This is a genomic window from Lentzea sp. JNUCC 0626 (assembly GCF_043632865.1).
Taxonomy (GTDB): Bacteria; Actinomycetota; Actinomycetes; order Mycobacteriales; family Pseudonocardiaceae; genus Lentzea.
In genome coordinates this window covers 9,438,578-9,463,729 of the sequence record NZ_CP171635.1, presented here as the reverse complement: position 1 = coordinate 9,463,729, position 25,152 = coordinate 9,438,578, and the positions used below count along the sequence as shown (strand labels likewise).

The window sequence follows — 25,152 nt, the reverse complement described above, 5'->3', positions numbered from 1 at the left end:
GTTCTGGGTCAGCTGACGGACTTGTCGCCCAGCACGGCCCACTGGCTCCAGCCGGCCTTCTCCTTGTAGAAGCGGCGGATCAGCTTGCCCTCGTCGGTGCGGGCGAACACCTCGACCGTCTTGGTCTGCGCGTGGTACATCGCCGTCGGCGGCGCGGTGACCTTGGTGGTGCCGAGCTTCGCCCACGGGGTCCAGCCCTTGTCGATCGCCCGCGAGTGCTCGACGTAGCCGCCCTCGCCGAGCTGCACGACGTCGATGGTGCCGGTGGTCGAGTTGAAGACCGCGGCCGGTGCACCGGTGCCCTTGCCGCCGAGCGTCGTCCACTGGCCCGCCGCGTACTGCTCGACGCTGCCGGACTCGGTGCGGACGAAGACCTGGTCGACGGCGACGCTCGGGTCGCTGACGATCTTCTTGTCGCCCTGGTCGGCCCACGTGGTGCCGTCCCACTTGACGAGCTTGCCGTCGGCGGAACGGGCGTAGACGTCCTTGTCGGCGACGGCGGGGTCGCCCTCGATCTTGCGGTCGCCGACGGGCGCCCACTTGTCGGTGAAGCGCAGCAGCAGGCCGTCCTCACCGCGGGCGAGGACCTCGACGGCCTTGGTCTTGTCGTTCCAGCTGAGCACCGGCTGGCCCGCGACGGCGGTGTCGCCCACCGCGACCCACTGGCCGTCGGTGCGGCGGTAGACCTTGCCGTCCGTGCCGCGCGCGAACACCTCGACGATCTTCGTCTCCGGGTTCATCAGCGCGACCGGGTCACCAGCGAAGAGCTCGGGGCCGAGCTGCTGCCAGCCCGCCCAGCGGCTCGTCTTGTGGAAGTTCGTCATGACGGTGCCGTCGGTGCCGCGCGCGAAGATCTCCAGCTGCTGCTGGCCGGTGTTGGAGATCTGCGGGCCGGAGGCGACGACGACCTTGTCCGTCACGGGTGTCTCGCTGCCGGTGCCGGAGCTGCCCGCCTCGAGGATGTTGTTGTAGCGCAGCGGCACGTACTTGCGGGCCGTGCTCGCGCTCCACACGCGCTGGACGGTCCTGCTGCCGTCCGGACCGGCCTGCTCGCGCACGATGGGGCGCGTCTTGGCGGCGTCGGCCCAGCCGATGAACAGCGCGACGTGGTTCTCGCGGTCGTTGAGCGCGTCGCCGGGGCGGAGGTCCTCCCAGTCGATGCGGTGCGCGACCTGCTCGAGGATGTGCGTGGTGTAGGAGATGCGCAGGCCCCAGGCCATCGAGACGAAGCCGGAGCAGTCGGTGCGGTAGGCGCCGTACTTGTTGCCGAAGCAGTCGCTCTGGCTGTACGGCACACGGGCGCTGATCCACGTGCGCGAGCGCGCGAGGACCTCGCTGCGCGTGATCTTGGAGTTGGCCTCGTACGCCCCGCAGATGACGCCGCCCTCGGCCGCGACCGCGACGTCAGGCATGGCCAGCGTCGAGCCGAACGTGATGGCCGCCGCTGCCACCGCCAACATCCCCCACCGTTTCATGCGGGTCACCGTAGCAAGGCGATGTGAAGTTTTGGTCCGGTCGAACGTCTTGTCTTGCGTCCGTTCACCGCTTGTTGACGATGATCACGCATGATCGCGCACGCTCAGGTACCGACGCGGTACGTACAGCTCAGCAGTGCTGTCGTAGGGGTAGTGGACGGTGCGCAACCGGGTCCGGTGACCGCCCGCCTGCTCGTAGCACCAGTAGCGTTCCGGTTCCTCCGCCCAGCCGGCGAAGATCACGACATGGCGGGTGAGGTTGGTGCCGTCGGCGCGGATGACGATGTCGCCCACGGCCAGGTCGCCCGCGAGGATCAGCGTGCTCACCCCGGCGAGACCTGGGGTGTCGAGGCCGCCGTGCCGGTGCTCGGGCCTGCCCGGAAGTCCCCACGCCATCGACACGAACCCGGAGCAGTCGGCGCGGTAGGTGCCGTGCTCGTTCTCGTGGAAGCTCGTCTGGCTGTACGGCACCTGGTCGCGCAGCCACGTCCCCGCGCGTTCGACGATCTCGGTGCGGTGGATCAGGCGGCCGGCGGCACGTGCGGTGGTCACGCCGCCGATGGTCGGACCGGGATCTCTAGATTTCCTGCAAGCTCTCTACAAGATCGGCGTCGCTGATCTCGGCGGTCACCCAGGCCAGCGGGTAGCTGAGTTCGATGGTGTCGATCTCCCGTTTGAGCCGCACGCCGGGCAGCACCTTGCGGACGAGCGCGAGCATCGCGTGGTTGTCGGGCAGGACGTTGCCGTGCAGTTCGGCGACGCCCATCCTGGCCGCGACCGTCGTGAGCTCCTCCAGCAACTTGCGGCCGACGCCCCGGCGTTGCCACAGGTCGACCACGGCGACGGCGATCTCGGCGCCGCACTCGCCGGTCCTGATCACCCTGGCGATGCCGATCGGGTCGCCGCCGACCCGTGCGCACACGGCTGCGTGCCGTTCCCCGTCGACGTCCACCAGCACCCGGCGCGCGGACGCCGTGAGCCGAGGGGTCGGCGAGTGAAAACGCAGGTAGCGACTTCGGGCGGACAGTCCTGCGAACACCGCGTCCACGGCTTCCGGCGCGGTGTCGCGGTCGAGCTCGGTGACGCGCATGAGGATCGCCCCTCCTGGGTTCGGAATCCGAACTGTAGCTGGGTTCGAAAATCGAACGCAAGGGATATCCTGGGTGCATGTCGTACTCGGACTTCGCGTCGCTGCCGTGCACGCTGAGCCGCCCGGCCGCGTTGCTGGGCGAGCGCTGGACGCTGCTGCTGCTCCGCCAGATCTTCCTGGGGACCCGACGCTTCGAGGACTTCCAGACGACGATGGACATCTCGCGCAGCGTCCTGACCGACCGCCTGAACGTGCTGCTGCAGGAGGACGTCCTCAAGCGCGTGCCTTATCACGAAGACGGCCGCACACGGCACGAATACCGCCTCACGGAAAAGGGCCGCGATCTCTATCCCGTGCTGATGGCGTTGCGCACGTGGGGTGCGAAGTGGATGGCGCCCGACGAGGAGGAGTTCTTCCAGCTGCACCACCGCGACTGCGGCGGCGACGTGCGCGCGAAGGTCGAGTGCACCGAGTGCGCCGCCGAACTGACCGCGCGCGACGTGCAGGTGACGACCAGGCAGTGAACTTGTACTGACAACCGTCGAAGCCCGGGTGAACTTCGCGCGTGCTTCATTGCCGAAGACGGTTTCAGGCCGCAAGTCTGCCTGTCATGACAAGAGCTGCTCTCGCGTTATTGCTGCCTCTCCTGCTGGTGACCCCGGCTGCGGTCGCGGCACCGGCGAAGACCCCGAAGGTGCTCGTGATCGGGCTCGACGGCGCCCGGTACGACAAGCTCGTCAGCGGCGACACCCCGAACGTCAAGGCGCTGCTCAACCGCGGGTACGGCGCCCGCAGCGCGTTGTACGGCTCGGGCATGGCCCAGACGTCCAGCGGTCCCGGCTGGTCCACGATCCTCACCGGCGTCTGGCCGGACAAGCACAAGGTGAAGGACAACTCCTTCAGCGGCAACGCCCTCACGTCGTACCCGAGCTGGCTGGAGCGCGCGAACACGGCGAACCCGGGCCTGTCGACGTACGCGGCGGTCGACTGGAAGCCGATCAGCGACCAGGTCCTGCGCTCCGGCCAGGACCGCAAGTACGTCCTCGACGGCGACTCGGCGGGCTACACCGGGTCGGACGAGAAGATCACCGTCGACGCCGAGCAGCACCTGCGCAACGACGCCGCCGACGCGTCGTTCGTCTACCTCGGCCAGATCGACATCGCGGGCCACGACCACGGCGCGGACTCCCCGCAGTACGCGGCGGCGATGCGCACGAACGACGCGCAGATCGGCCGTCTGGTGCGCGCCATCGAGTCGCGGCCGTCGTACGCGTCCGAGGACTGGCTGATCATGATCACCACCGACCACGGCCACACGGCGGCGGGCGGCCACGGCGGTGACTCGCAGGAAGAGCGCATGACGTTCGTGATCTCGACCGGGTCCGCGCGTCCGGCCGTGGCGCCGAAGCTGGTCGACGTGGCGGCGTCCGCGGTGAAGCACCTCAACGTCTCGGCTTCGCTGGACGGCTACGCGCTCGGCAGCGCGCCCGTCGACCCGTTCGACTCGGTGACGCTGAAGCCGCGCCAGGACGAGACCGGCGTGCCTGCGTCGGTGCTGGGCTGGACGCGCCAGGGCCCGGCCGGCTGGACGGTCACCACCGCGTCGTCGATGCCGCAGGGCGTGGCGGAGTGGCAGGGCTGGTCGTTCACCACCGACGAGTTCTGGACCCGTGCGGCGCCGTCGCAGTCGCGTGAGGCGAACGTGCGCGCGCGTGGTGTCTTCGCCGTCGCCGACCCGGACGAGTGGGACGACAAGGGTTCGCCGTCCTCGCGCGGCAAGTTCGACTCGACGCTCACCTCGCCCTCCTACGACGTCAGCGGCAAGTCGTCGGTGAAGCTCGACTACTTCTCGCACTACCTGCAGGAGGGCACGCAGCGCGGCACGGTCGCGGTGTCGTTCGACGGCGGCGCCGAGCAGGTCGTCCGCACGCACAACGCGGACGGCCTCGCGCAGCAGGTGTCGCTGACCGTCGCGGTGCCCTCGGGCGCGCGCACGGCCCGTGTCTCGTGGCGCCTCTTCGACGCCGGCAACAACTGGTACTGGGCGGTCGACGCTCCCCGCCTGTCCTAGTTCGCCCGCTTGAGGGTGCGCAGGACCGGGGCCGCCTCGAACTCGCTGACGCCGTCGAGGACTCCGATGCTCTCGGTCTGATAGCGGTAGAGATCGCCGCTGCCACGGCAGGTCACGCTGGCGACGAGGTTCGCCGGGCCTGTCGTGGCGGCCGCGAAGTACACCTCGGGATGGGTTGCCAGTGCGGCACCGACCTCGGCGAGGTGGCGTGGCTGGACGCGCATCCACACCCTGGCCTGGGTGGCGAACCCGAACAACGCGGGGTCGGCGTCGAGTTGCAGCTCCAGCACCGCGGTCTTGCGCAGGTGCTCGACGCGGCGCCGGGCGGTGGACTCGGAGGTGCCCGCCTTCGTGGCCAGTTCGGCGAACCCGGCGCGGCCGTCGGCCTGCAGGACCGCGATGAGCTGCTCGTCGAGCGGCGTTAGTTCGGTCGGTGGTTCGTAGGCGAAGTCTGGCCGTAGGACGGCCTCTTCTTCTTCGGTGAGGCACGCGATGCCGCGCCACGTTCCGGGTGAGGCGAAGCCGCGCAGGATGCTGTGCGCGCTCACGTCCACCAGCCGTCTGGGGAGGCGGTCGAGCAGGAGTTCGTCGGCGGTCTCCACCTGTTGCAGGCAGGAGATCTCGGTGCCGCCGGACATCAGGTGCACCCAGAACGTGTCCGGGCGCTTCGCCAGCGCCTGGGCCAACACCGGTCCGGCGTCCGGGGTGCAGCGCAACCGCAGCGTCCAGGCGTGGTGGCCGAGCCGGAACCGGTTGAGCGCGCCCCGCACCCTCACTCCGCTCTCGCGGAGCCGTTGGTGGCGGCGGGCGACCGTGTGTTCGGAGACGCCGAGCACGCCGGCGATCTTCGCGAACGGCGCGCGGCCGTCGATCTGCAGCGCGTGGACCAGCTTTCGATCGAGGGATTCCACCGGTCTGACGCTAGTTGAAGATGGTTTCCGCCGCATTGGCGGTTGCGGGCGCCGGATCGCTGCTGCCGAACTCCAGGCTGGGCGCATGGTCGATTTCGAGGAGTTCTACCGCGGCGGGCAACTGGTCGAGGGCGTGCCGAACAACGGCGTGCCGTGGGACATCGGTGCGCCGCAACCGATCGTCGTCGCGTGGGAGGCCGCCGGACGGTTCCGCGGACGCGTGCTGGACGCCGGGTGCGGCACGGGTGACAACGCGCTCTTCCTTGCCGCACAGGGCTATCAGGTCACGGGTGTCGACATCGCGCCCACGGCCGTCGAGATCGCTCGCGGCCGGGGCGACGGCGTCGAGTGGATCGTCGGGTCGACGTTCGCCGGTCCGTTCGACACGGTGCTCGCGAGCGCGTTGTTCCACTGCGTGCCGCCCGACGAACGCCCGGCGCTCGCCGTGGCGTTGCGGGAGGCGGCGGGCGACGAGGCGCTGCTGAACCTGACCTCGCTCGCGGTCGACGGCGGACCGTTCGCCGTGACCGAGGACGAACTGCGCTCGGCGTTGACCGGCGCGGGCTGGGAGATCACCCGGTTCTGGCGGGACGTCGTCGGCCTGAACGGCGTCGACGGCCTGCCGGAACTGCCGGTCTGGGCCGTGGAAGCTACCGCAGCGAGTCGAGGTGGCCGCGCAACACCGACAGCGTGAGCTCCGGCGTCATCCGGTCCGGGTGCAGCACGCCGTCCACGGTCAGGCCGTTGAGCAGCGACGCGAGCCGTTCGGTCTCCAGCGCGAGATCGTGCGTGGCCGCGATCGTCCCCGCCTTGGACATCACCGTCAGTGCGCGGTGGCAGAGCGCGCGAAGGCCGTCGTAGAGCCGTTCCGCGTGCGGCAGCAGCGACGGCCGGGTGCGCGCGGCGGTTGCGAAAGCCAGCCACAGCACGGCTTCGTCTCGCCGCCGGTCGTCGAGCGGGAGCACCTCGGACAACACGCGCTCGCCGGGACGGCGCACGTCGGCCGGGTCCTTCCTCGCCCTGACGTGCTCGAAGACCCGCCGGTCGATGGACTCGATGAGGAACTCGACGGCGAAGACGACCATGGCGTCGTGGCTGTCGAAGTAGTGGCGGATCGACCCGATCGACAGGCCCGCCTCCATCGCGACGTTGCGCAGCGAGGCCTGTTCGACGCCGTCGCGCACGACCACGCGGAACACCGCCTCGGCAACGTCTCGGCGGCGGGCGACGGGATCGACGACTCTCGGTGACACCTCCCTTTTGTAGCATGACCCTGCTAGTTTAAGTAGCAGGGTCATGCTACAAAGGGGGTTGCGATGACATATCTGCTGATAGCGGCCGGTGTGGTGTACGTGCTCGTGCGGCGGTTCATGGGGGAACCGCTGAACGCACGAGACCTGTTGGCGCCGCCCGCGTTCCTGCTGTTCTTCGGCATTCGCGCTGTCGAGGAGTTCCACCTCGTCTACCTGGTGCCGCTGCTGGCCGGGTTCGCGTTCGGGGCGTTCCGGGGGATGACGATCAGGCTGTTCGAACGCGACGGGCACCTGTGGCAGCGGTACACGCCGTGGACGTTGGTCGTGTGGGTGACGTCGATCGGGGTGAGCCTCGGGCTGGGACTGCTGATCGGCGGGCACGCGCCGACGCAGCTGTCGATCGGCGTGAGCATGCTCGGCGAACTGTGCGTCGTGGGAGCGAAGGCGTTGAACACCGGCCTGCCGTTCGCGCCGGAACGGGTGTCCAATGGAAGGCATGGAGCGTCGTGATTTCCTGGTGGGGGCCGGACTTCTCGCTGTCGCGCCGACCGCGTCGTCCGCGGCGCAGGGACTGGACTGGGGCGCCGTGCGCCGTGAGTTCCGGCTCGATCCCGCGCTGACCAACCTGGGGCTGTTCTATCTCGCGTCGAACCCGCGGGAGGTGCGGGACGCGGTCGCCGAGTTCCAGCGCAGGCTCGACGCCAACTCGCACGACCTGATGCCCGAGGAGGCGCAGAAGGTCGCCGAAGCGCTCGGGCAGTACGTCGGGGGTGCGGCGGACGACATCGCGTTCGTGCCGAACACGACCATGGGGCTCTCGATCGTCTACGGCGGCCTGAAACTGCGCGCCGACCAGGAGTTGCTGCTCAACGACCAGGACCACGCGTGGCACCAGCAGGCGGCGCGGCTCGCGGCCGGACGGGTGGGCGCGAAGGTCAGGGTCGGCACGCTCTACGAGAACTCGGCGAAGGCCACCGAGGACGAGATCGCGACGCGGCTGCGGAACTCCATCACGCCGCAGACCCGGGCCGTCGGCATCACGTGGGTGCAGTCGAGCACGGGCCTGCGGATGCCCGTGCGGGCGTGTGCAGCCGTTGTGGCGGAGGCGAACCGTGGCCGCAAGTCGGAGGATCGGTGTCTCCTCGTCGTAGACGGCGTGCACGGACTGGCGGCGGTCGACGACGACGCGGCGCGGTTGGGCGCGGACGTGTTCGTGGCGGGGACGCACAAGTGGCTGTTCGGGCCGCGCGGCACCGGCATGGTGTGGGTGAACCCCGAGGTGAGCGGCGAGATCGTGCCGTTGCTGCCGAGCCTGAGCGACCGCAGTGCGACGGCGTTGCTCGGGCCCGGCGGCTTCCACGCGTTCGAGCAGTACTTCGCGGTCGCGGCGGCGGTGCGGTTCCACCAACGCCTCGGCCGTCCGCAGGTGGCCGCCCGGATCGCCGAGCTGTCCGGGCGGTTCGTCGCGGGGCTCGCGGAGATCCCCGGCGTCGTCGTGCACACGCCGTCGTCGTTGTCGGCGGGGCTGGTGTGCTTCGACGTGCCGGGGTCGACCGGGCCCGAGCTCGTGCAGCGGTTGGCGGACAAGAACATTCAGATCACGACCGCCGCATACCGGATCCCGTACGCGCGGATCGGCACGTCGATCCTGAACACACCCGAGGAGATCGACCGGACCGTGCGGGAGATCAGCGCCCTGGCCCGATGAAGCTCGGCAGCTCGGCCAGTCCCGGTGGTTCGAGCTGCACGCTGGTGTTCTCCATCATCACCTGCGGCTCGTTCATCGCGTCGTGCGCGAACCATCCTCCTCCGAGGACGAGCACGAGCAGTCCGGCCGCGATGAACGACGTGGTCGGGAGTCGCCGCTTCGGTTCCTCTTCCTTGCGCGGCAGGGGAACCTCGGCGGTGGGCTGCTCGCCGGGTTCGGGTTCCAGTTGCACGGCTTCGAGGTACGCGCCGGTCGCGGCCGCGCCGTCCGGGCCCCGCAGGACCGGGATGCGCAGCCGTTCCGCGATCTCCCTTGCCACCAGGGGAATCCGGGCCGAGCCGCCGACCAGCAGCACGACGTCGGGCCGGTCCAGGCCTGCGCTCGCGACGACGCGTTCCAGGGCGTCGACCGTCAGCTCGACCGACGGCCGGATGACCGACTCGAACTCGAGACGGCTCAGCCTGACCTCGCGCATCTCCCCGTTCGTTGCCAGATAAGGGATTCTGACCTCCGGGTAGCTGCCGAGCAGTTCCTTGGCCTCGACGCAGCTGCGCACCAGCTCACGGCTGTGCGTGCCGATCTTCGCGATGACGTGCTCCGCGACCAGGCCGTCGAGGTCGAACCCGCCGACCTCGACGCGTTCGGGCTGCCCGGCGAGCAACAGCACGCCCTGCTTGCGCAGCAGCGTGATGTCGCATCCGGTGGCACCGAAGTCGAACACCACCACCGTGCCGTGCTCGGGCATCCGGGCGTCGGCGTCGAACGCGATGGCGGCGGCGTGCGGTGCCGGGACGAACAGCACGTCCGCCCGTCCCGCGTCGATGAGGTCCTGGCGCAGCTGTTCGAGGTGTTCGTGCGGCCAGCACAGCGGATGGGTCATGGCCACGCGGCTGGGCGGTTCCCCGTGCCGGCGCGCGAGGTCGTCGAGGAGGTGCGCGACCTCCCTGGCCGGCGCCTGCTGATGACGGCTGCTGGTGGTGACGCCACCGCCGGTGGCGACGGTGGCGCCTGCGGATCCGAGATCGAGCCCAACCTGGTACGACATGGTGGTCACCCCTCACTGCGGACACCCACCACACGTACGTCTCACTTGGTCTGGTTCAACTGCTCCGCGAGTTGCCTGGCCTCGTCGGCCGTGAACTTCCCGGAGATCTCCGTCGAGCCACCGGTGATCGGCGACTGGATGGTGGGCGCGCTGAGCACCCGTCCGTTGATCAGGATCGCGACCTGCTTCTCCACGTTGGCGGTCGTGAAGTCGCCCCACGTCTTCGCGCCCTCGGCGTCGAACTCGATCGTGATCACGTGGCCGCCGGCGGTCGGGCTGAACGAGGACGTGGCCTTGGCGATCCGCTCACCGTCGAGGGCGACCGGGCCCAGGTCGTACCGGTACTCGCCGGCGTCGCACGTCACCAGCGGCGCGGCGGCGTCGTCGTGGCCGACCAGCGGATCCGGTGCGGCGCAGTCGAACGCCTCCAGCGCCTGCGTGCGGACGGTGTCGTCGGAGCTCTGCCGCTTGCTCTTCGCCTCCTGGACCGCGGGGTCGCCGGCTTCCTTCTGCGGCACCGGGTAGCCGGAGGACGGCTTGGACGTCGGCTCGGCGGTCGTCACCAGCCGGAAGGTGAGCTTGCCGTCGAGCCACGCCTGCTTGGTCGGCGCACCCTGTTCGGTGGCCGTGCAGGCGCTGAGGGCGAGCAGGAGCACCACGGCGAGGATCTTCATGTCGTTGGCTTACCACGACATCAGGAGCTTCGCCGCCACTTCCGCACCGTCCGTGCGCACCTGTGGGGAGACCTTTCGCGCTTGGTCCGCGAGTTCCAGCACCTCGGCGAGGACGTTCGGTGTCACGGCTTGCGCCGCACGGCCGATGCCCAGCCGTTCGACCTGGGCACCCCAGTAGTACTGGTCGTACATGTGGGGCAACACGATTTGCGGTGCACCTGCTGCTGCGGCGGTCGTGGTGGTGCCCGCGCCGCCGTGGTGCGCGACTGCGGCCGTGCGGCGGAACAACGCCTGCTGGTTCACCTCGCCGATCGTGAGGCACTCCGGCGCGTCGACGCTCAGATCGGCCCAACCTCGTTGCAGGACAACGCGCTTGCCGAGGTGACGGGCTGCTTCGACGGCTTCTCGCGCCGTGTCCCGGGAGCCGCGCATGCTGCCGAGACCGAAGTAGATCGGGGGTTCGCCGTCGTCCAGGAACGCTTCGAGTTCGGGGGTGAGCGGTCGCTGGTCGTCGATGAGCCAGGCGCCGGTCTGCGTCAGCTCCCCCGGTCCGGGCCACGGGCCGAGCACCGGGTCCGCGGCGAGCCACGGGGCGTCGCCGAAGATGTGGTCGCGGACGTCGTCGATCGGGCTGAGGCCGAGCTTCGCGCGTTCCTCGTTCAGCGTGTCGCGGGAGCTCACGAAGTACTGGCGGTGCTGCTCCCACTGCGCGAGGTTCTCCTCCGGGGTTCCGTTCACCGGAACGCGGCCGAGCATCGCGGGTGGTGCGTGGTGCGGTGAGGGCAGCGTGTTCGAGCAGAAGCTCGCGTAGACGTACCGCGCTTTGATGCTCTCCGCGACGGACCTGGTCGCGTGCTGCAACGCGCCGCCTGCCACCAGGACGTCCGCCTGGCGCGCGGCGTTCGTGACGACGCGGAACTGCTCCCTGACCGACTCCTGTGCGAGCCGGCGCAACTCGTCGGGCGTGGACTTGACGGCGGTGGCGGTGCGGAGGTTCGGGCCCACCGGAGTGAAGGTGAGGCCGTTGCCGGTGATCAGTTCCTCGAAGTCCGGCGGCGCGACGACGTGGACGTCGTTGCCGAGTTCTCGGAGTCGCACGGCCAGTGCGGTGACCGGCTGCGCCTCGCCCCGCGACCCGATCGTGGACAGCAGAAATCGCATCGTGAATCCCCTCAATCCCCTGGTCAGGGCACGAATTGTGGGGCCGGTACGGGGTCTTGCGGCAAGTCCCCCCACGCGCTATAAGTTCCAATGGGGAGAAAACGCAGCCCGCCCGAGCACCTGGCTCAGGCGGGCTGATTCGCGTTCTGGACCCTTAGTGGGCCGCGTCGTCCCAGGAGCGGCCGACGCCGACCGAGACCTCCAGCGGCACCTGCAACTGGTAGGCGTTGCCCATCTGGTCGCGCACGAGGGCCTCCACGGCCTCGCGCTCGCCCTCGGCGACCTCCAGCACCAGTTCGTCGTGCACCTGCAGCAGCATGCGCGAGCGCAGGCCCGACTCCTCCAGCGCCCGGTACACGCCCAGCATGGCCACCTTGATGATGTCGGCGGCACTGCCCTGGATCGGCGCGTTGAGGGCCATGCGCTCGGCCATCTCGCGGCGCTGGCGGTTGTCCGACGTCAGGTCCGGCAGGTAGCGGCGGCGGCCCAGCACCGTCTCGGTGTAGCCGTCCTTGCCTGCCTTCTTCACGATCTCGTTGAGGTAGTCGCGCACGCCGCCGAAACGGTTGAAGTACGCCTCCATCTGCTCGCGGGCCTCTTCCGTCGGGATGCGGAGCTGCTGCGACAGCCCGAACACCGACAGGCCGTACGCGAGGCCGTACGACATCGCCTTGATGCGGCGGCGCATCTCGCCCGTCACCTCGGAGGTGGGGATCGCGAACGCCTGCGACGCCACGTAGGTGTGCAGGTCCTCGCCCGAGTTGAAGGCCGCGATCAGGCCCTCGTCGCCGGACAGCGTCGCCATGATCCGCATCTCGATCTGGCTGTAGTCCGCGGTCATCAGCTCCGCGTAGCCCTTGCCGACGACGAACGCCTGGCGGATGCGGCGGCCCTCGTCCGTGCGGATCGGGATGTTCTGCAGGTTCGGGTCGGTCGAGGACAGCCGGCCGGTCGCGGCGATCGTCTGGTGGAACGTCGTGTGGATGCGGCCGTCGTCGGCCACCGACTTCAGCAGGCCGTCCACAGTGGACTTGAGGCGGGTGACGTCCCGGTGCGACAGCAGGTGCTGCAGGAACGGGTGCTCGGTCTGCTCGAACAGGTTCTGCAGCGCGTCCGCGTCCGTGGTGTAGCCGGTCTTGGTCTTCTTCGTCTTCGGCATGTCGAGCTCTTCGAAGAGCACCACCTGCAGCTGCTTCGGGCTGCCGAGGTTGATCTCCTTGCCGATCACCGAGTACGCGTCCTGCGCCGCCTGCTTCACGCCGGCCGCGAAGTGCGCCTCCAGTTCGGAGAGGTGGTCGACGTCGATCGCGATGCCGACGGCCTCGACCTCGTCCAGCACGTTCATCAGCGGCAGCTCGATCTTCGCGAGCAGCTCGGTGCCGCCGATGGTGACGAGTTCCTCGTCGAGGCGGTCCGCCAGCTCGGCGACGGCCCGCGCGCGCAGGATCGTGCTGGTCGCGACCTTCTGCGCCTCTTCGGACTCGTCGGTGAGCAGCGACAGCTGCCCGTCACCGGACTCCTCGGCCCGCAGCTCGCGCTTGAGGTAGCGCAGCGCCAGGTCGTCCAGCGCGAACGATCGTTGACCCGGCCTGACCAGGTAGGCGGCGAGCGCCGTGTCGGAGGAGAGGCCGCGCAGCTTCCAGCCGCGGGCGCGCACGCGGCGCAGCGGCAGCTTCAGGTCATGACCCGCCTTGGCGATCTTCTCGTCGGCGAGCCACTTCGCGAGCGCCTGCTCGTCGGCCTCGTTCAGCTCGGTGACGTCGACGTAGCCGCCCTCGCCGTCGGCCGTGCAGAGCGCGACGCCCTCCAGGTCCGTGGTGATGCGCAGCGCGACACCGACGCGCGTCTTGCTCGCGTGCTCGGCCAGCCACTTCTCGAGCGTGCCCGCCTCGATCGTGCCGCCGGAGACCTCGAAGCCCTCCTCGGCCTCGGGTTCCGCGGTCGTGAGCGTCTGGAAGAGACGGTCGCGCAGGACGCGGAACTCCAGCTCGTCGAACAGCCGGTGCACCGCGTCGCGGTCCCACTGCTGCACCTCGAGGCCGTCGATCTGGTACGGCAGCTCGACGTCCTTGATCAGCTCGGTCAGCTGGCGGTTCATGATGATGTTCGCCAGGTTGCCGCGCAGGGCCTCGCCGACCTTGCCGGGCACCTCGTCGATGCGGTCGACCAGCTCGTTGAGCCCGCCGAACTGGTTGAGCAGCTTGATGATCGTCTTCGGCCCGACGCCGGGCGTGTTCGGCAGGTTGTCCGACGAGTCTCCGCGCACCGCCGCGTAGTCCGCGTACTGGTCGGGCCGCACGCCGTGCTTCTCCTCGACGTACGCGGGCGTGAACCGCCCCATCTCGGAGACGCCCTTGACCGGGTAGAGCACCGTCACCTTGTCGTTGACCAGCTGGAACGCGTCCCGGTCACCGGTGACGATCTCGACGTCGATCCCCTGCGCCACGGCCTGCGTGGTCAGGGTCGCGATGATGTCGTCCGCCTCGTAGTTCTCCTTCTCCATGGTCGGGATGGCCAGCGTGGCCAGCACGTCCTTGATCAGGGAGACCTGGCTGCGGAACTCGTCCGGCGTCTTGGTGCGCCCGGCCTTGTACTCGGGGTACTGCTCGGACCGGAAGGTCTTGCGCGACACGTCGAACGCCACCGCGACGTGCGTGGGCTGCTCGTCCCGCAGGATGTTGATCAACATGGACGTGAACCCGTACACGGCGTTCATGACCTGCCCCGTCTTCGTCACGAAGTTCTCGGCGGGCAGGGCGTAGAACGCTCGGTAGGCCATCGAGTGACCGTCGATGAGCAGGAGCCGCTTCACGTCTGAGTGAGTCACGAGCCCGAGTCTAGGGTGGAGGTCTGACAGTTTCGCTTGAGCCCTTGGAGCCCGTGTGACCGCCGACCTGCCAATCGAGTTCGCCGACGAGCAGCTGCACGTCCGCATGGGCATAGAAATCACCCGATGGGATGTCCAGGAGATGGTCGGCACGATGCCGGTCAACGGCAACCGCCAGCCCTTCGGCCTGCTGCACGGCGGAGCCAACGCCGTCCTGGCCGAACAGCTCGGCTCCATCGCCTCCGCGATGCACGCCTCCGAGCACGGTCTGATCGCACTGGGGCTCGAACTGTCCTGCACGCACCACCGCGCCGCGCGCGAAGGCATGGTCACCGGCGTGGCCCGCCCGATTCACCTGGGCCGCAGCACCACGACCTACGAGATCGTGATCACCGACGAGGACGGCAAGCGCACCTGCACCGCCCGCCTCACCTGCCTCCTGCGCCCCAAGCCGCCGGGCGCCTGACCTCTTGCCCCAGGCCTGGCGCCGGCCCAGGCCCGGGGGCTCTTCGCCCAACTTCTCGGCTCCCCCAGCCGTCGTCGCGTCGCACTGCGGAAAACCCCACCCCGGCCGTGCGGTCAACCCCACCCCGTTTGTGCGGCAAGCCCCAGTGCCCGACCAAGATCACCCCGACATCGTGAAGGCATGACCTTCACGACTCGAACGACAGCGGCGGTCCTGTGCGCCGCGCTGGCCGCGGCCTCGGTCCCGGCCACCGCGTCCGCCCACCCGGCTCGCGGCCGCCTCCTCGACGTCGTCCCGGTGTCCACGTTGGACACCAACCAGCTGGTCGACTACCTGGGGGACCACGCCTTGGACGCCTCGCGCGTCCGCTTCGCCGTGGACGCGAAGCGCATCACCTACCGCACCATCGACCCGTCCGGCAGACCGACGACCGCGAGCGCGCTGGTCGTGTTGCCCCACAACGCGACCCGCACCCCGCGCCAGGCCGCCTGGCTGCACGGCACCACCGGCCACCGGGGCTCCGTCTCCTCCGTGAGCGAAGGCACCGACAGGGCCACGGCCTACTTCCTCGCCTCGGCGGGCTACCTCACCACCGCCCCCGACTACCTGGGCCTGGGCACCGGCCCCGGCACCCACCCGTACATGGACGGCCCGTCCACCGCCACAGCCTCCGTCGACGCCCTGCGCGCAACCCGCGAGTACGCAGCTCGAAGAGGCTTACGCCCCGACCCGCGCGTCATGATCACCGGCCACTCCCAGGGCGGACACGCCACGATGGCACTGGGCCAGGCCATCCACCGCAACGCCGACCCGCACCTCAAGATCGGCGCCCTGGCACCGATCAGCGGCCCGTTCAAGCCGAGCCTGCTGGTACCCAAAGCACTGAACGACGAGATCGCCAACGGCGTCGCCTACCTGGCGTACTGGACGGTGGCCTGGAACCGCCTCCACCACCTCTACGACACCCCGTCCGAAGCCTTCCGCGACCCGAAGGTCGAGCAACTCTTCGACGGCGACCACCGCAACGAGGACATCTTCCGCCACCTGCCCGCGACGATGCGCGAACTCCTGACCGACACCTACTACACCCGCCTGCAAAACCCAACGGGCGTCCTGCGCGCCAAGCTGCGCGAGTCCGACAGCTACTGCGACTGGCGCCCAACAGGGCCGGTGACGCTCTACTCCTCAGCCGGCGACCGCGACACGCTCCTGGAAACCTCCGCCTACTGCGACCAACGCCTGAAACACCACGACGCCCGCAGCAAGCTGATCGACCTGGGCGCAGACGTGAGCCACGGCGCCGCCGCAAAGCTGGCCCTGCCCCACGTCCTGACCGACTTCGACCGCACCTGACCCCGCCAACCACCCGAAGCGGGCGCCAAACACCTCCCGCCCCGCTCCACGAACACCAAGCGCGGAGTCGGCGTGAGCGAATAGCAGCCGACCCCGCCCACCTCACATCCGAGCGGCATCCCCGCTGAACGGCTGGCGGGCAAACGAAAGCGGGGCGGAGGAAACCCTCCGCCCCGCCCCGAAAACCGAACCTCAGTGAGCCTCACCCAGGTACGCGTCGCGCACCCGCTGGTCGGCCAGGAGCGAGTGCCCCGGACCGTCCAAAGTGGTCTTGCCGAGGTCGATCACGTACCCGTGGTCCGACAGCGCCAGAGCCGCCAGCGCGTTCTGCTCCACCAGAAGAATGGTGGTGCCGAGCGACTGGAGTTCCTTGATGGTGTCGAAGATCTTCTGCGTCATGATCGGCGAGAGACCCATCGAGGGCTCGTCGAGCATCAGCAGGCGGGGCTTCGACATCATGGCGCGGCCGATGGCCAGCATCTGCTGCTCACCACCGGAGAACAGACCGGCCTTGTTGTGCTTGCGCTCTCCCAGGACGGGGAACAGCTCGTACACGCGTTCCATGTCGGCCTGGACGCCGTCGTCCTTGCGGACGTAGGCGCCGAGCTGCAGGTTCTCCTCCACGGTCATCCGCGGGAAGAGCCGGCGGCCCTCGGGGCAGTGCGCGATGCCCTCACCGAGGATCGCGTGCGCCGGGTCGTTGTGGATCGGCTTGCCCTGGAACAGGATCTCGCCCGCCGCCGGTCGGAGCAGACCCGAGATGGTGCGCAGGGTCGTGGTCTTGCCCGCACCGTTCGAGCCGATCAGCGACACGATCTGGCCGGCCTCGACCGTGAACGAGATGTCGCGGACGGCCTCGATCGCGCCATAGGCGACCGAGAGGTTGCGGACTTCGAGCAGCGCGGTCATGCCTGCTCCTCCTCAGCAGCTGCGGCGGCCTCGACGTCGTGCTGGACTTCCTCCGGCGGCTTGCCGAGGTAGGCCTCGACCACCCGCGGGTCCGCCCGCACGACTTCGGGGCTGCCCTCGACGAGCAGTTCGCCCTGCACGAGCACGGAAACCGAGTCGCACAGACCGAAGATGAACTTGATGTCGTGCTCGATGACGACGACGGAGACACCCGTCTCGCGGATGCGGAAGATCAGCTGCTGCGTCGCTTCCGTCTCCTGCGGGTTCATGCCCGCCGTGGGCTCGTCCAGCAGCAGCACCGCCGGGTCCGTCGCCAACGCGCGCGCGATCTCCAGACGGCGCTGGTCGCCGTACGGGAGGTTGCGCGAGAGCTCGTCGTCCACGTTGTTCAAGCCGACGAACGAGAGCAGCTCCCGCGAACGCTCTCGTGCCGCCCGCTCGCCCTTCTGGTACGCCGGGCCGTGGAACAGCGAGGCCAGCGGGCCCTGCTTCATCCGCACGTGCCGACCGACCATGACGTTCTCCAGCACGGTCATGCTGGGGAACAGGCGGATGTTCTGGAACGTGCGGGCGACGCCCGCGTCCGTCACCTTCGCCGGGTCACCGGGCAGGACGTTGCCCTTGAGCAGCACCTGGCCGGTGGTCGGCGTGTACAGGCCCGTGAGGCAGTTGAAGAACGTCGTCTTCCCCGCACCGTTGGGACCGATCAGGCCGACGATCTTGCCTTCGTCGAGCGTCAGGGTGACGCCCTTCAACGCCTTGAGGCCACCGAAGACCATCGAGACGTCGCGCGCCTCCAGAACTGGCGTGCTCACGCCTTCGCCTCCTTCGGCCCGACGTGCACCTCGTCAACCGGCGCACCACCAACATCCTCGTTCGCGAGCTCCGCCCGGCGGTGCCGGTCGGGGATGAGGCCCTGCGGACGGAACCGCATGATCAGGATCAGCGCGAGGCCGAAGATCATGAGGCGGTACTCCTCGAAGTCGCGCAGCTTCTCGGGCAGCACGAACAGCAGTGCCGCACCGAGCACGGCGCCCGGGATCGAGCCCATGCCGCCGAGGATGACCGCGGCGAGGAGGGTGATCGACTCGAGGAACTTGAACGACTCGTACGAGACGGTGCCGTTCTTGTGCGCGAACACCGCGCCCGCGAGACCCGCGAGCATGGCACCGATGAGGAACGCGAGGATCTTCATCTTGCCGGTGCGGATGCCCATCGCGCGGGCGGCGTCCTCGTCCTCGCGGATCGCGATCCAAGCGCGGCCGATGCGGCTGAACTTGAGGTTCGCGAACACCGCCATCGTCGCCGCGACGAGCAGCACGATGAGGATGTAGTAGAGGACGCCGGCGGGGAGCTTCACGGCGCCGATCGAGATCGACCGGTTGAACTCCGCGCCGAACAGCGACAGCGCCGGAACGCCGGGGATGGCGTTGGAGCCGTTGGTGATGCCACCGATGTCGTTCTGCGCGGAGCGGGTGAAGATCTCACCGAACGCCAGCGTCACGATCGCGAGGTAGTCACCGCGGACCCGCAGCGTCGGCGAACCGACGACCGCGCCGAAGATGCCGGCCACGATGGCCGCGATCACCGCGGCGACCGGGAACGGCAGCGTGATGCCGAAGTGCGCCGTCGCGGCACCGGAGAAGTTCGCCGCCACGAGGGCGCCGATGCCCATGAACGCCACGTACCCGAGGTCGAGCAGACCCGCGAGACCGACGACGATGTTCAGGCCGATCGCGGTGGCGGCGTAGATGCCGATGTTCGCCGCGACCGTCATCCAGTACTCGTTGCCCGCCTCGGTGAACGGCAGCAGCAGCGCGCACGCCGCCAGCACGATCACGCTGAACACGCGGTGCTGCTCGGACAACGCCGAGAGCCAGCGGACGAACCCGACACCGCTCAGCGCGGCGAGCAGACCACCCGCGAACCCGAGGAAGGACAGGAAGATCGCGCCCGCGTAGGGGTTCGCGGCACCGACGCCACCGGTGGTCAGCATCGCGGCCACGGCGTAGAGCACCGCGCCGAACGACACCAGCAGCACCAGGTACGCGACCGGGGTCGAGACCTTGATGTTCCAGTCCTGCACCGGTTCGACGCCGATGCCGTAGCCGGCGAGGATCACCAGGACACCGGCGACGATGCCGACGACACCACCGAACGCGGTCGCACCGTCGAGGGCCGTGATGGCACCGAGGCCACCACCCTTGACCGTGATGTACATGGCGTTGATGAACGACACGGCCGCGACGCCCCAGCCGAGCGCCCGGACGACCCGGCCACGCGACGGAATCGGCGCGAAGGTCGCGACGAGGACGAGCACGCCGAGCACCAGCAGATGCCAGCGGAAGCCGGTGACCAGGAACGGCGCGTCGAAGAACTGCAGCGTCGACTTGTCGGGCCAGTTACCGTCGTTGAGGCCGAACGTGACCCACGGCAGCAGTGCGGCGACGATGGCGAGAACGCCACCGGCGATCGCGAACGGCTTGCCGAGCGGTGCGAGGGCGGAGCGCTTCGCAGAACTGTCAACCGTGCTCATGCGCGCACCCTTTCCGGCTCGCCGAACAGACCCTGCGGGCGGAAGACGAGCACGAGGATCAACACGACGAAGATCCAGACGTAGTCGTACTGGGTGCCACCCGGCATGTACTGACCGGACAGGGTCTTGATCAGACCGATGATGAACGCACCGATGACCGCACCGCGGATGCTGCCGACGCCGCCCAGGACTGCCGCGGTGAAGGCGAAGATGCCGTTCTGGAAGCCCATGTCGATGTTGATGTTGTTCAGGTAGCCGCCGAACATGACGCCCGCGACGCCCGCGAGCACGGCGCCGATGATGAACGTCAGCACGATGACGCGGTCGGGGTTGACGCCCATCAGCTTCGCGGTGTCGGGGTCCTGCGCGGTCGCCCGCATCGCCCGGCCCATCCGCGACTTGTTGATGTAGGTCTGCAGGATGATCGACAGACCGACCGACAGCGCGACGAGCAGCACGCCGGTCCACGCGATGTTGACCGAACCGAGGGTGAGGTTGCCCTCCGGGAACACCTTCGGGTAGGGCAGGTTCGACGTGGCGTTGGGGTACCAGACGCGCACGGCTTCCTGCAGGAACACGGAGACGCCGAGCGCTGTGATCAGCGGTGCCAGCCTGGGCGCGTTGCGCAGCGGGCGGTAGGCGAACCGTTCCATGACCACGGCGACGAGGACCGCCACCGCGATGCCGCCGACGAACATGAGCGGCAGGGCCACGGCAGGCGACTTCTTGAGGTCGTCAGGAAGAAGCGTGAACGTGGCGAGGCCTCCGTACGAGGCCACCATGAAAACCTCGCCGTGGGCGAAGTTGATCAGCTGGATGATGCCGTACACCATCGTGTACCCGAGGGCGATCAGGGCGATCAACGCACCCTGAATGACCCCGTTGGCCAGCTGTTGGAGCAGGACTGACACGACTACCTCCGTAGACGGCGGGGGCGAGCAAAGAACGCCCGCCCCCGCCGTGGCTTCAATCAGTGATTAGGTAGTCGATCAGCCGGTGAACTCGCCGGTCTGAACGTCCTTCCACTTGCCCGAGGTGACCTGGTAGACGGTCAGGACCTTGTTGGTGCTGTCGCCGTACTGGTCGAACTTGATGGCACCCGTGGCACCGGAACCGCTGTAGGCACCGACGTTGGTCAGCATCGCGTCACGCTTCGAGTCGTCCCACGCGGAACCACCCTCGAGGGTCTTGGCCAGACCACCGATGATCGCGTTCGCGGCGTCGTAGGAGAACGCACCGTAGGCGGCGTAGTCCTCCTTGCCGAACTTCGCCTTGTACGCGTCGACGAACGCCTTGGCCGTGGCCAGGGATTCGGTCGGGGCGCCGACGGAGGTGGCGAGGTCGCCCTCCTTGCCGCCGAGCTCGATGAACTTGCCGTCGTAGATGCCGTCGCCGCCCATCAGCGGAACGTCGAGGCCGTTGTCCTTCATCTGCTTGGACAGCGGGCCGGCGACGGGGTACTCACCGCCGTAGTAGACGGCCTCCGGGCCGAGGGCCTTGATCTTGGAGATGACACCGGAGAAGTCGGTGTCCTTCTCGCCGACCTTCTCGGAGCCGACGATCGTGCCACCCTTCTTGGTGACCTGCTTCGACAGCTCGGCCGCCAGGCCCTCACCGTAGGTCTTGCCGTCGGTGATGATGGCGATCTTCTTCTTGCCGGCCTTCTCGACGAGGTAGTTGGCCGCGTACGGGCCCTGCAGGTCGTCGGTGGTGCAGACGCGGAAGTAGTTGTCGAACTGACGCTTCGGCGCCGTCAGGAAGTCGTTGCCCCTGGTCAGCGACGGGTTCGTGTTCGCGGGCGACACCTGGGGGATCTTCTTGTCCCGCAGGATCGGCTGCACCGTCTGGGCCACGGACGAGTTCAGCGTGCCGACGACACCCACGACGTTCGGGTCGGTCGACAGCTTCGTCGCGGCCTGGGCACCCTTGGCGGGGTTGGCCTCGTCGTCCTGGGCCGACACGGTGAGCTTGAAGCCCGGGACCGTGCACTTCTTGTTGGCCTCGTCCACGGCGAGCTCGGCGGACTGCTTGATGCCGATGCCGAGAGCGGACAGGTTCCCGGACAACGGGGCGACAACACCGACGGTCAGAGTGCCCTTCGACGTGTCGCAGCTGCCCCCGCTGGTGCCGCCGCCCTCGGTCTTGTTCGAGCCACAGGCTGCGAGAACAAGCAGCGAGGCACCGACGATCGCTGCGGACTTCACAGAGTGCTTACGCACGTGATGTCCCTCCTATATCCCTGCTCCCGGCAACGCGAGATCTCCGCGCGCCGCTCCATCACCCTCTCCTGAGGGATGGCCGGAACCTAGGCGATGACTGTGACCGCAGTCATCAAAGCCAATGGGCTCGTGACCATAACGCAACGCGGCGTTATGTTTGGTTTAAGGAATGTCACAGACGGTAACTCTCGTTCACTCTTTGGACGGCTGTCATAACGTGGACGTATGACTCCGCGTCGTCGAGTGATCACCGCGGTCGGTGCCGCCGCGGTCCTCGTGGCTGCGGTACTGGTGCTCCGCACCCCCGATGATGCCTCGAAGAAGCCCAGTTCAGAGGCCGTTCGCTTAACTAAGTACACAGCGGATTACGTCTCTGTTCCAGATGGACCGGCCCGGCCGAACCCTCCGTCCTCCGGATGGAGCAGCGACGGACGGGTCCAATGGCTTCCGGTGGACGGCGCGGCGGGCTACGAGGTCGACGGGAAGCTGGTCGCGTCGCCCGAGATCGCGGGCTCCGGACGACCCGAGGTGCGGACCGTGGACGCGTTCGGGCAGCGGTCCGCGCCGGTCAGGGTGGAGGAACGGCCGAACGACGACGGCTGGCGGCGTGCGGTCGGTGGCTGGCTCGACGACTTCGACGACACCTTCTTCGCCCGCCGGTACCACCTGAGCGCGCGCGAGGGGTGCGTGAACCCGAGTTCGGGGTCCAACGGCCGGTTGGTGCTCGACATGCCGTGCGGCAACGACACCGCCGTGCTGCGCGCACGGACGTTGTTGCGGCTCGACGAGTCGCCGGAACTGGGCCGGGTCGTCGTCGTCACGGACGCTGCCGGACCGCGCGGAAAGCTCGTGCTCGACCTCGTGCCCGGAACGCCCGACCGCCTCGGACCCATACCTCCTGCTGATGCGGTGCGCGTGGTGGTGGACGACTCCGTGGCCCCCGGAACGCGCGGCGCGGGCGTTCTGCATCGATTCGAAACAGTGCTGACAGATAACGGCGTGAGGGTGTTGCAGGACGGCACCCAGATCGCGGCTCTCCCCGTCGTGCCGCGGTGGCGGGAGGCGAGCGTGCTGATCGGCGTGACGCCCCTGGCCGGTTATCCGGGACGCGTGGAGATCGACGCCGTCGGCATCTCCGGATCGCGCGGCCCGGAGGACGAGGTGGTCGACGTTCCGGTCGTGGCGGGGACGTTGCGCGTGCTCGAACCGGAGGAGGCGGCGCCGGGCATCGGCGTGGCGCGCGCACCGTTGCGTGGGGTCCCCTCCGCACGTTTGAGGGCCACGGTGCGTTTAGGCGATGGCGGTGATCTGAACGCCGCGGTCGCACAGCTCGGGTCGGCGAAGGTGCCGTTGCGGCCGATGGTGAGCGGCTGGACCGCGACGGAGGGCACCGAGTTGACACTGACCGGAGACCTTCCGGCCGAGCTGCTGACGACGGACGGGCCGGACGCGCTGACGCCGTTCGGCCTGTGCCGGGCCCGGCACAGGCCGAGGTAGTGGAGAGCTACTTCGAGGTACCGGGTCGTTCGGAGACGAAGCTGGCCCTCGCTCCCGCCGAACCACCGCCCGTTTTGCCCGTGATGACCGCTGAGTTCACCGCTACGGGCCCGAACGACGCCACGCTGGTGATCACCCTCGACGCGGCCCACGCACGCTCAGTGGCGCCGATAGCGGGCTACGAGGTGTACGTCGACACCTCTCTCGCGGCGAGCATGCCGATTCCCGGCGGCATAGGTGGCCGCCACGAGCTGAACATCGCGCTGCGAGGCACCCACAACGTCGAAGTCCGCCTGCGCCCCGAGGATCCGGGACGGCAGACGGACTCCGTGTGGCTCGAACTCAGCCGAAGTTCTCGATGACGGCCTCCGCTACGGCCTTCATCGTGGTGCGGCGGTCCATGGCGGTGCGCTGCACCCACCGGAACGCCTCCGGCTCGCTCAGACCCTGCTTGGTCATGAGGATGCCCTTGGCGCGTTCCACGGTCTTGCGGGTCTCCAGGCGTTCGGTGAGCCCGGCGACCTCCTGCTCCAACGCGGCCAACTCGCTGAACCGGCTCATCGCCAGTTCGATCGCGGGCACGAGGTCCCGCTTGGCGAACGGCTTGACCAGGTACGCCATCGCGCCCGCGTCACGGGCGCGCTCGACCAGGTCGCGCTGGCTGAACGCGGTGAGGATCACGACCGGCGCGATCCGGTTGCCCGCGATGTGCTGCGCCGCCTCGATCCCGTCGACCTTCGGCATCTTCACGTCGAGGATCACCAGATCGGGGTTGAGTTCGGTCGCGAGCTTGATGGCCTCTTCACCATCTGCGGCCTCGCCCGCCACGTCGTAGCCCTCTTCGCGCAACATCTCCACGAGGTCGAGGCGGATGAGCGCCTCGTCCTCGGCGACGAGCACGCGAGGGGCCTTGCGCGTGGCTTCGGACTGGGCCTCGGCAGCCTGCTGGGTCACCGGGGTCCTCCTGACGATCGTTCCTGCGGGCGAAAGCGCAGTCTACCGGCGGTCAGGCCGCTGATCAGGGTCACCGGCCGTGACGGCAGACACGAACTCCTCAGGCCACGGATAGGTCCGCATGCCCTCCTCGACGTCCTGCGCGGGCGCGTCCTGGCGGCGCAACGTGGTCTGACCGGCGATCCCGAACTCGGGGTGCGCGAGCTTCCGCTCGATCTCGTCCTGCGCCGGACCGCCCGCCCACTCGACGAACCAGGCGCCGCCCATCGGGAGTGCTCGCAACCAGCTGGCCTCATGCCACAGGTGTACCCGGCGCAGCAGAGCGCTCCCAGTGGCCGATTCCGCGACCTCGTCCTCGGTGCCACCGCCGTCGACGTACTCGACGCCGCGGTGCTCGTGCATCCAGCGCACGTACCGCATGCCGAGATCCCACGCGGCCTCGTCGACGCCGACCAGCACGACGGCGGCGTCCCCGGTGGACAGCTCGGCCGACCGCCGGTGCTGCCGGTGCTCCAAACCGGCGACGCCCATGCCGAAGCCGCCCTCGGTGCGCGGCAGCAGTTCGAACAGCAGCGGGCCGAGAGCCCTGTCGTGGAGGTGGAGCTTGACGATCTCCCCCGGTTCCACCGTCCGGAACGCGTGGGCGGGCCGGACGATGCTCGCGGGCGGCATCAACTGGAGCATGCTCGCGGCGGTGCAGGCCGCGAGCAGCACCTTGGCTTCGAGCTGCGCCTGCGCTTGCGTGCCGGCCGCGGGCAGGGGTGAGTCGCCGTCGCGGACGGCCGGGACCGCCTGGGACAGGTTCTCGCCGGTGTAGGTGCGCCGCAGATCGGCCAACTGGTCCGTGATGGACAGACGTGCCATGACAGCAGTCCTCGTTTCCGCCGCCCGGCTCGGCAAGACAAGGACGCATGTGTCACGCGTCTACGTGGTCGGTTCGCTTGCTGCGAGCAGGAGTTGCTGAACACTGCGGCGGAACGTGCCGCTCACTGCCGGGGAGCGG

25 protein-coding genes are annotated in these 25,152 nt (G+C 68.8%); 9 read left to right on the top strand and 16 right to left on the bottom strand.

Annotated elements, in window-relative coordinates:
- Positions 1-8 precede the first annotated feature (8 nt).
- The 3 genes from JNUCC0626_RS44435 to JNUCC0626_RS44425 form a co-directional block, all read right to left on the bottom strand.
- Positions 9-1,475: a hypothetical protein gene (locus tag JNUCC0626_RS44435; RefSeq protein ID WP_394616617.1), complete on the bottom strand. Its 1,467-nt coding sequence runs from the start codon at positions 1,473-1,475 to the stop codon at positions 9-11.
- A gap of 84 nt (positions 1,476-1,559) precedes the next feature.
- Positions 1,560-2,027, bottom strand: a complete 468-nt coding sequence (locus tag JNUCC0626_RS44430; protein WP_394616616.1) for a hypothetical protein — start codon at positions 2,025-2,027, stop codon at positions 1,560-1,562.
- Positions 2,028-2,052: 25 nt separating this feature from the next.
- A complete protein-coding gene (locus JNUCC0626_RS44425; RefSeq protein ID WP_394616615.1) occupies positions 2,053-2,565 on the bottom strand; it encodes a GNAT family N-acetyltransferase in 513 nt (170 codons plus the stop codon).
- A gap of 77 nt (positions 2,566-2,642) precedes the next feature.
- Here JNUCC0626_RS44425 and JNUCC0626_RS44420 point away from each other — a divergent pair, with 77 nt between their 5' ends.
- Complete coding sequence (locus JNUCC0626_RS44420; protein WP_394616614.1) at positions 2,643-3,089, top strand: winged helix-turn-helix transcriptional regulator; 447 nt, start codon at positions 2,643-2,645, stop codon at positions 3,087-3,089.
- 86 nt (positions 3,090-3,175) lie between these two features.
- Positions 3,176-4,636 carry an alkaline phosphatase family protein gene (locus JNUCC0626_RS44415; RefSeq protein ID WP_394616613.1) on the top strand — a complete coding sequence of 487 codons (1,461 nt, stop codon included), beginning with the start codon at positions 3,176-3,178 and terminating at the stop codon, positions 4,634-4,636.
- On the opposite strand, the gene JNUCC0626_RS44410 is transcribed toward JNUCC0626_RS44415, so the two are convergent.
- Positions 4,633-5,547 carry an Lrp/AsnC family transcriptional regulator gene (locus tag JNUCC0626_RS44410; RefSeq protein ID WP_394616612.1) on the bottom strand — a complete coding sequence of 305 codons (915 nt, stop codon included), beginning with the start codon at positions 5,545-5,547 and terminating at the stop codon, positions 4,633-4,635. The two genes, JNUCC0626_RS44415 and JNUCC0626_RS44410, sit on opposite strands and share 4 nt — an antisense overlap.
- An 85-nt stretch (positions 5,548-5,632) precedes the next feature.
- On the opposite strand from JNUCC0626_RS44410, the gene JNUCC0626_RS44405 reads away from it, so the two are divergent.
- On the top strand, positions 5,633-6,241 hold the full coding sequence (locus JNUCC0626_RS44405; RefSeq protein WP_394616611.1) for a class I SAM-dependent methyltransferase: 609 nt from the start codon (positions 5,633-5,635) through the stop codon (positions 6,239-6,241).
- On the opposite strand, the gene JNUCC0626_RS44400 is transcribed toward JNUCC0626_RS44405, so the two are convergent.
- Positions 6,198-6,800, bottom strand: coding sequence for a TetR/AcrR family transcriptional regulator (locus JNUCC0626_RS44400; protein ID WP_394616610.1), 603 nt, complete (start codon positions 6,798-6,800; stop codon positions 6,198-6,200). The two genes, JNUCC0626_RS44405 and JNUCC0626_RS44400, sit on opposite strands and share 44 nt — an antisense overlap.
- A gap of 63 nt (positions 6,801-6,863) precedes the next feature.
- Here JNUCC0626_RS44400 and JNUCC0626_RS44395 point away from each other — a divergent pair, with 63 nt between their 5' ends.
- Together JNUCC0626_RS44395 and JNUCC0626_RS44390 are read left to right on the top strand one after the other, a co-directional pair.
- Positions 6,864-7,310: a DUF1453 domain-containing protein gene (locus tag JNUCC0626_RS44395; RefSeq protein WP_394616609.1), complete on the top strand. Its 447-nt coding sequence runs from the start codon at positions 6,864-6,866 to the stop codon at positions 7,308-7,310.
- On the top strand, positions 7,297-8,508 hold the full coding sequence (locus tag JNUCC0626_RS44390) for an aminotransferase class V-fold PLP-dependent enzyme (protein ID WP_394616608.1): 1,212 nt from the start codon (positions 7,297-7,299) through the stop codon (positions 8,506-8,508). The genes JNUCC0626_RS44395 and JNUCC0626_RS44390 overlap by 14 nt, the downstream gene beginning before the upstream one ends.
- On the opposite strand, the gene JNUCC0626_RS44385 is transcribed toward JNUCC0626_RS44390, so the two are convergent.
- From JNUCC0626_RS44385 to polA, 4 genes are all read right to left on the bottom strand, one after another.
- A complete protein-coding gene (locus JNUCC0626_RS44385) occupies positions 8,489-9,553 on the bottom strand; it encodes an Hsp70 family protein (protein WP_394616607.1) in 1,065 nt (354 codons plus the stop codon). The genes JNUCC0626_RS44390 and JNUCC0626_RS44385 overlap by 20 nt on opposite strands.
- A gap of 41 nt (positions 9,554-9,594) precedes the next feature.
- Positions 9,595-10,227, bottom strand: a complete 633-nt coding sequence (locus tag JNUCC0626_RS44380) for a SecDF P1 head subdomain-containing protein (RefSeq protein WP_394616606.1) — start codon at positions 10,225-10,227, stop codon at positions 9,595-9,597.
- A 9-nt stretch (positions 10,228-10,236) separates the two neighbouring features.
- Positions 10,237-11,388, bottom strand: coding sequence for a glycosyltransferase (locus JNUCC0626_RS44375; RefSeq protein WP_394616605.1), 1,152 nt, complete (start codon positions 11,386-11,388; stop codon positions 10,237-10,239).
- A gap of 154 nt (positions 11,389-11,542) precedes the next feature.
- A complete protein-coding gene (gene polA / locus JNUCC0626_RS44370) occupies positions 11,543-14,323 on the bottom strand; it encodes a DNA polymerase I (protein WP_394616604.1) in 2,781 nt (926 codons plus the stop codon).
- On the opposite strand from polA, the gene JNUCC0626_RS44365 reads away from it, so the two are divergent.
- Together JNUCC0626_RS44365 and JNUCC0626_RS44360 are read left to right on the top strand one after the other, a co-directional pair.
- Positions 14,322-14,681, top strand: a complete 360-nt coding sequence (locus tag JNUCC0626_RS44365; RefSeq protein WP_394622242.1) for a hotdog fold thioesterase — start codon at positions 14,322-14,324, stop codon at positions 14,679-14,681. The two genes, polA and JNUCC0626_RS44365, sit on opposite strands and share 2 nt — an antisense overlap.
- A 180-nt stretch (positions 14,682-14,861) precedes the next feature.
- Positions 14,862-16,034, top strand: coding sequence for a lipase family protein (locus JNUCC0626_RS44360; RefSeq protein ID WP_394616603.1), 1,173 nt, complete (start codon positions 14,862-14,864; stop codon positions 16,032-16,034).
- A 192-nt stretch (positions 16,035-16,226) separates the two neighbouring features.
- On the opposite strand, the gene JNUCC0626_RS44355 is transcribed toward JNUCC0626_RS44360, so the two are convergent.
- From JNUCC0626_RS44355 to JNUCC0626_RS44335, 5 genes are all read right to left on the bottom strand, one after another.
- Positions 16,227-16,943: an ABC transporter ATP-binding protein gene (locus JNUCC0626_RS44355; RefSeq protein ID WP_394616602.1), complete on the bottom strand. Its 717-nt coding sequence runs from the start codon at positions 16,941-16,943 to the stop codon at positions 16,227-16,229.
- A complete protein-coding gene (locus JNUCC0626_RS44350; protein WP_394616601.1) occupies positions 16,940-17,758 on the bottom strand; it encodes an ABC transporter ATP-binding protein in 819 nt (272 codons plus the stop codon). Before JNUCC0626_RS44350 ends, JNUCC0626_RS44355 begins: the two co-directional genes overlap by 4 nt.
- A complete protein-coding gene (locus JNUCC0626_RS44345) occupies positions 17,755-19,479 on the bottom strand; it encodes a branched-chain amino acid ABC transporter permease (protein WP_394616600.1) in 1,725 nt (574 codons plus the stop codon). The genes JNUCC0626_RS44350 and JNUCC0626_RS44345 overlap by 4 nt, the downstream gene beginning before the upstream one ends.
- Positions 19,476-20,390: a branched-chain amino acid ABC transporter permease gene (locus JNUCC0626_RS44340; RefSeq protein ID WP_394616599.1), complete on the bottom strand. Its 915-nt coding sequence runs from the start codon at positions 20,388-20,390 to the stop codon at positions 19,476-19,478. The genes JNUCC0626_RS44345 and JNUCC0626_RS44340 overlap by 4 nt, the downstream gene beginning before the upstream one ends.
- A 78-nt stretch (positions 20,391-20,468) precedes the next feature.
- Positions 20,469-21,698: a branched-chain amino acid ABC transporter substrate-binding protein gene (locus JNUCC0626_RS44335; RefSeq protein ID WP_394616598.1), complete on the bottom strand. Its 1,230-nt coding sequence runs from the start codon at positions 21,696-21,698 to the stop codon at positions 20,469-20,471.
- 450 nt (positions 21,699-22,148) lie between these two features.
- Between JNUCC0626_RS44335 and JNUCC0626_RS44330 the strand changes: the two genes are divergently transcribed.
- Together JNUCC0626_RS44330 and JNUCC0626_RS44325 are read left to right on the top strand one after the other, a co-directional pair.
- Positions 22,149-23,195 carry a hypothetical protein gene (locus JNUCC0626_RS44330; RefSeq protein ID WP_394616597.1) on the top strand — a complete coding sequence of 349 codons (1,047 nt, stop codon included), beginning with the start codon at positions 22,149-22,151 and terminating at the stop codon, positions 23,193-23,195.
- The gene (locus tag JNUCC0626_RS44325) at positions 23,168-23,557 is read left to right on the top strand and encodes a hypothetical protein (RefSeq protein WP_394616596.1); all 390 of its coding nucleotides are present in this window, start codon (positions 23,168-23,170) and stop codon (positions 23,555-23,557) included. The genes JNUCC0626_RS44330 and JNUCC0626_RS44325 overlap by 28 nt, the downstream gene beginning before the upstream one ends.
- Here JNUCC0626_RS44325 and JNUCC0626_RS44320 read toward each other — a convergent pair.
- Both JNUCC0626_RS44320 and JNUCC0626_RS44315 read right to left on the bottom strand, forming a co-directional pair.
- The gene (locus JNUCC0626_RS44320; RefSeq protein ID WP_285639166.1) at positions 23,538-24,149 is read right to left on the bottom strand and encodes an ANTAR domain-containing response regulator; all 612 of its coding nucleotides are present in this window, start codon (positions 24,147-24,149) and stop codon (positions 23,538-23,540) included. The genes JNUCC0626_RS44325 and JNUCC0626_RS44320 overlap by 20 nt on opposite strands.
- 42 nt (positions 24,150-24,191) lie before the next feature.
- Positions 24,192-25,013: a hypothetical protein gene (locus JNUCC0626_RS44315; protein WP_394616595.1), complete on the bottom strand. Its 822-nt coding sequence runs from the start codon at positions 25,011-25,013 to the stop codon at positions 24,192-24,194.
- Positions 25,014-25,152: the final 139 nt, after the last annotated feature.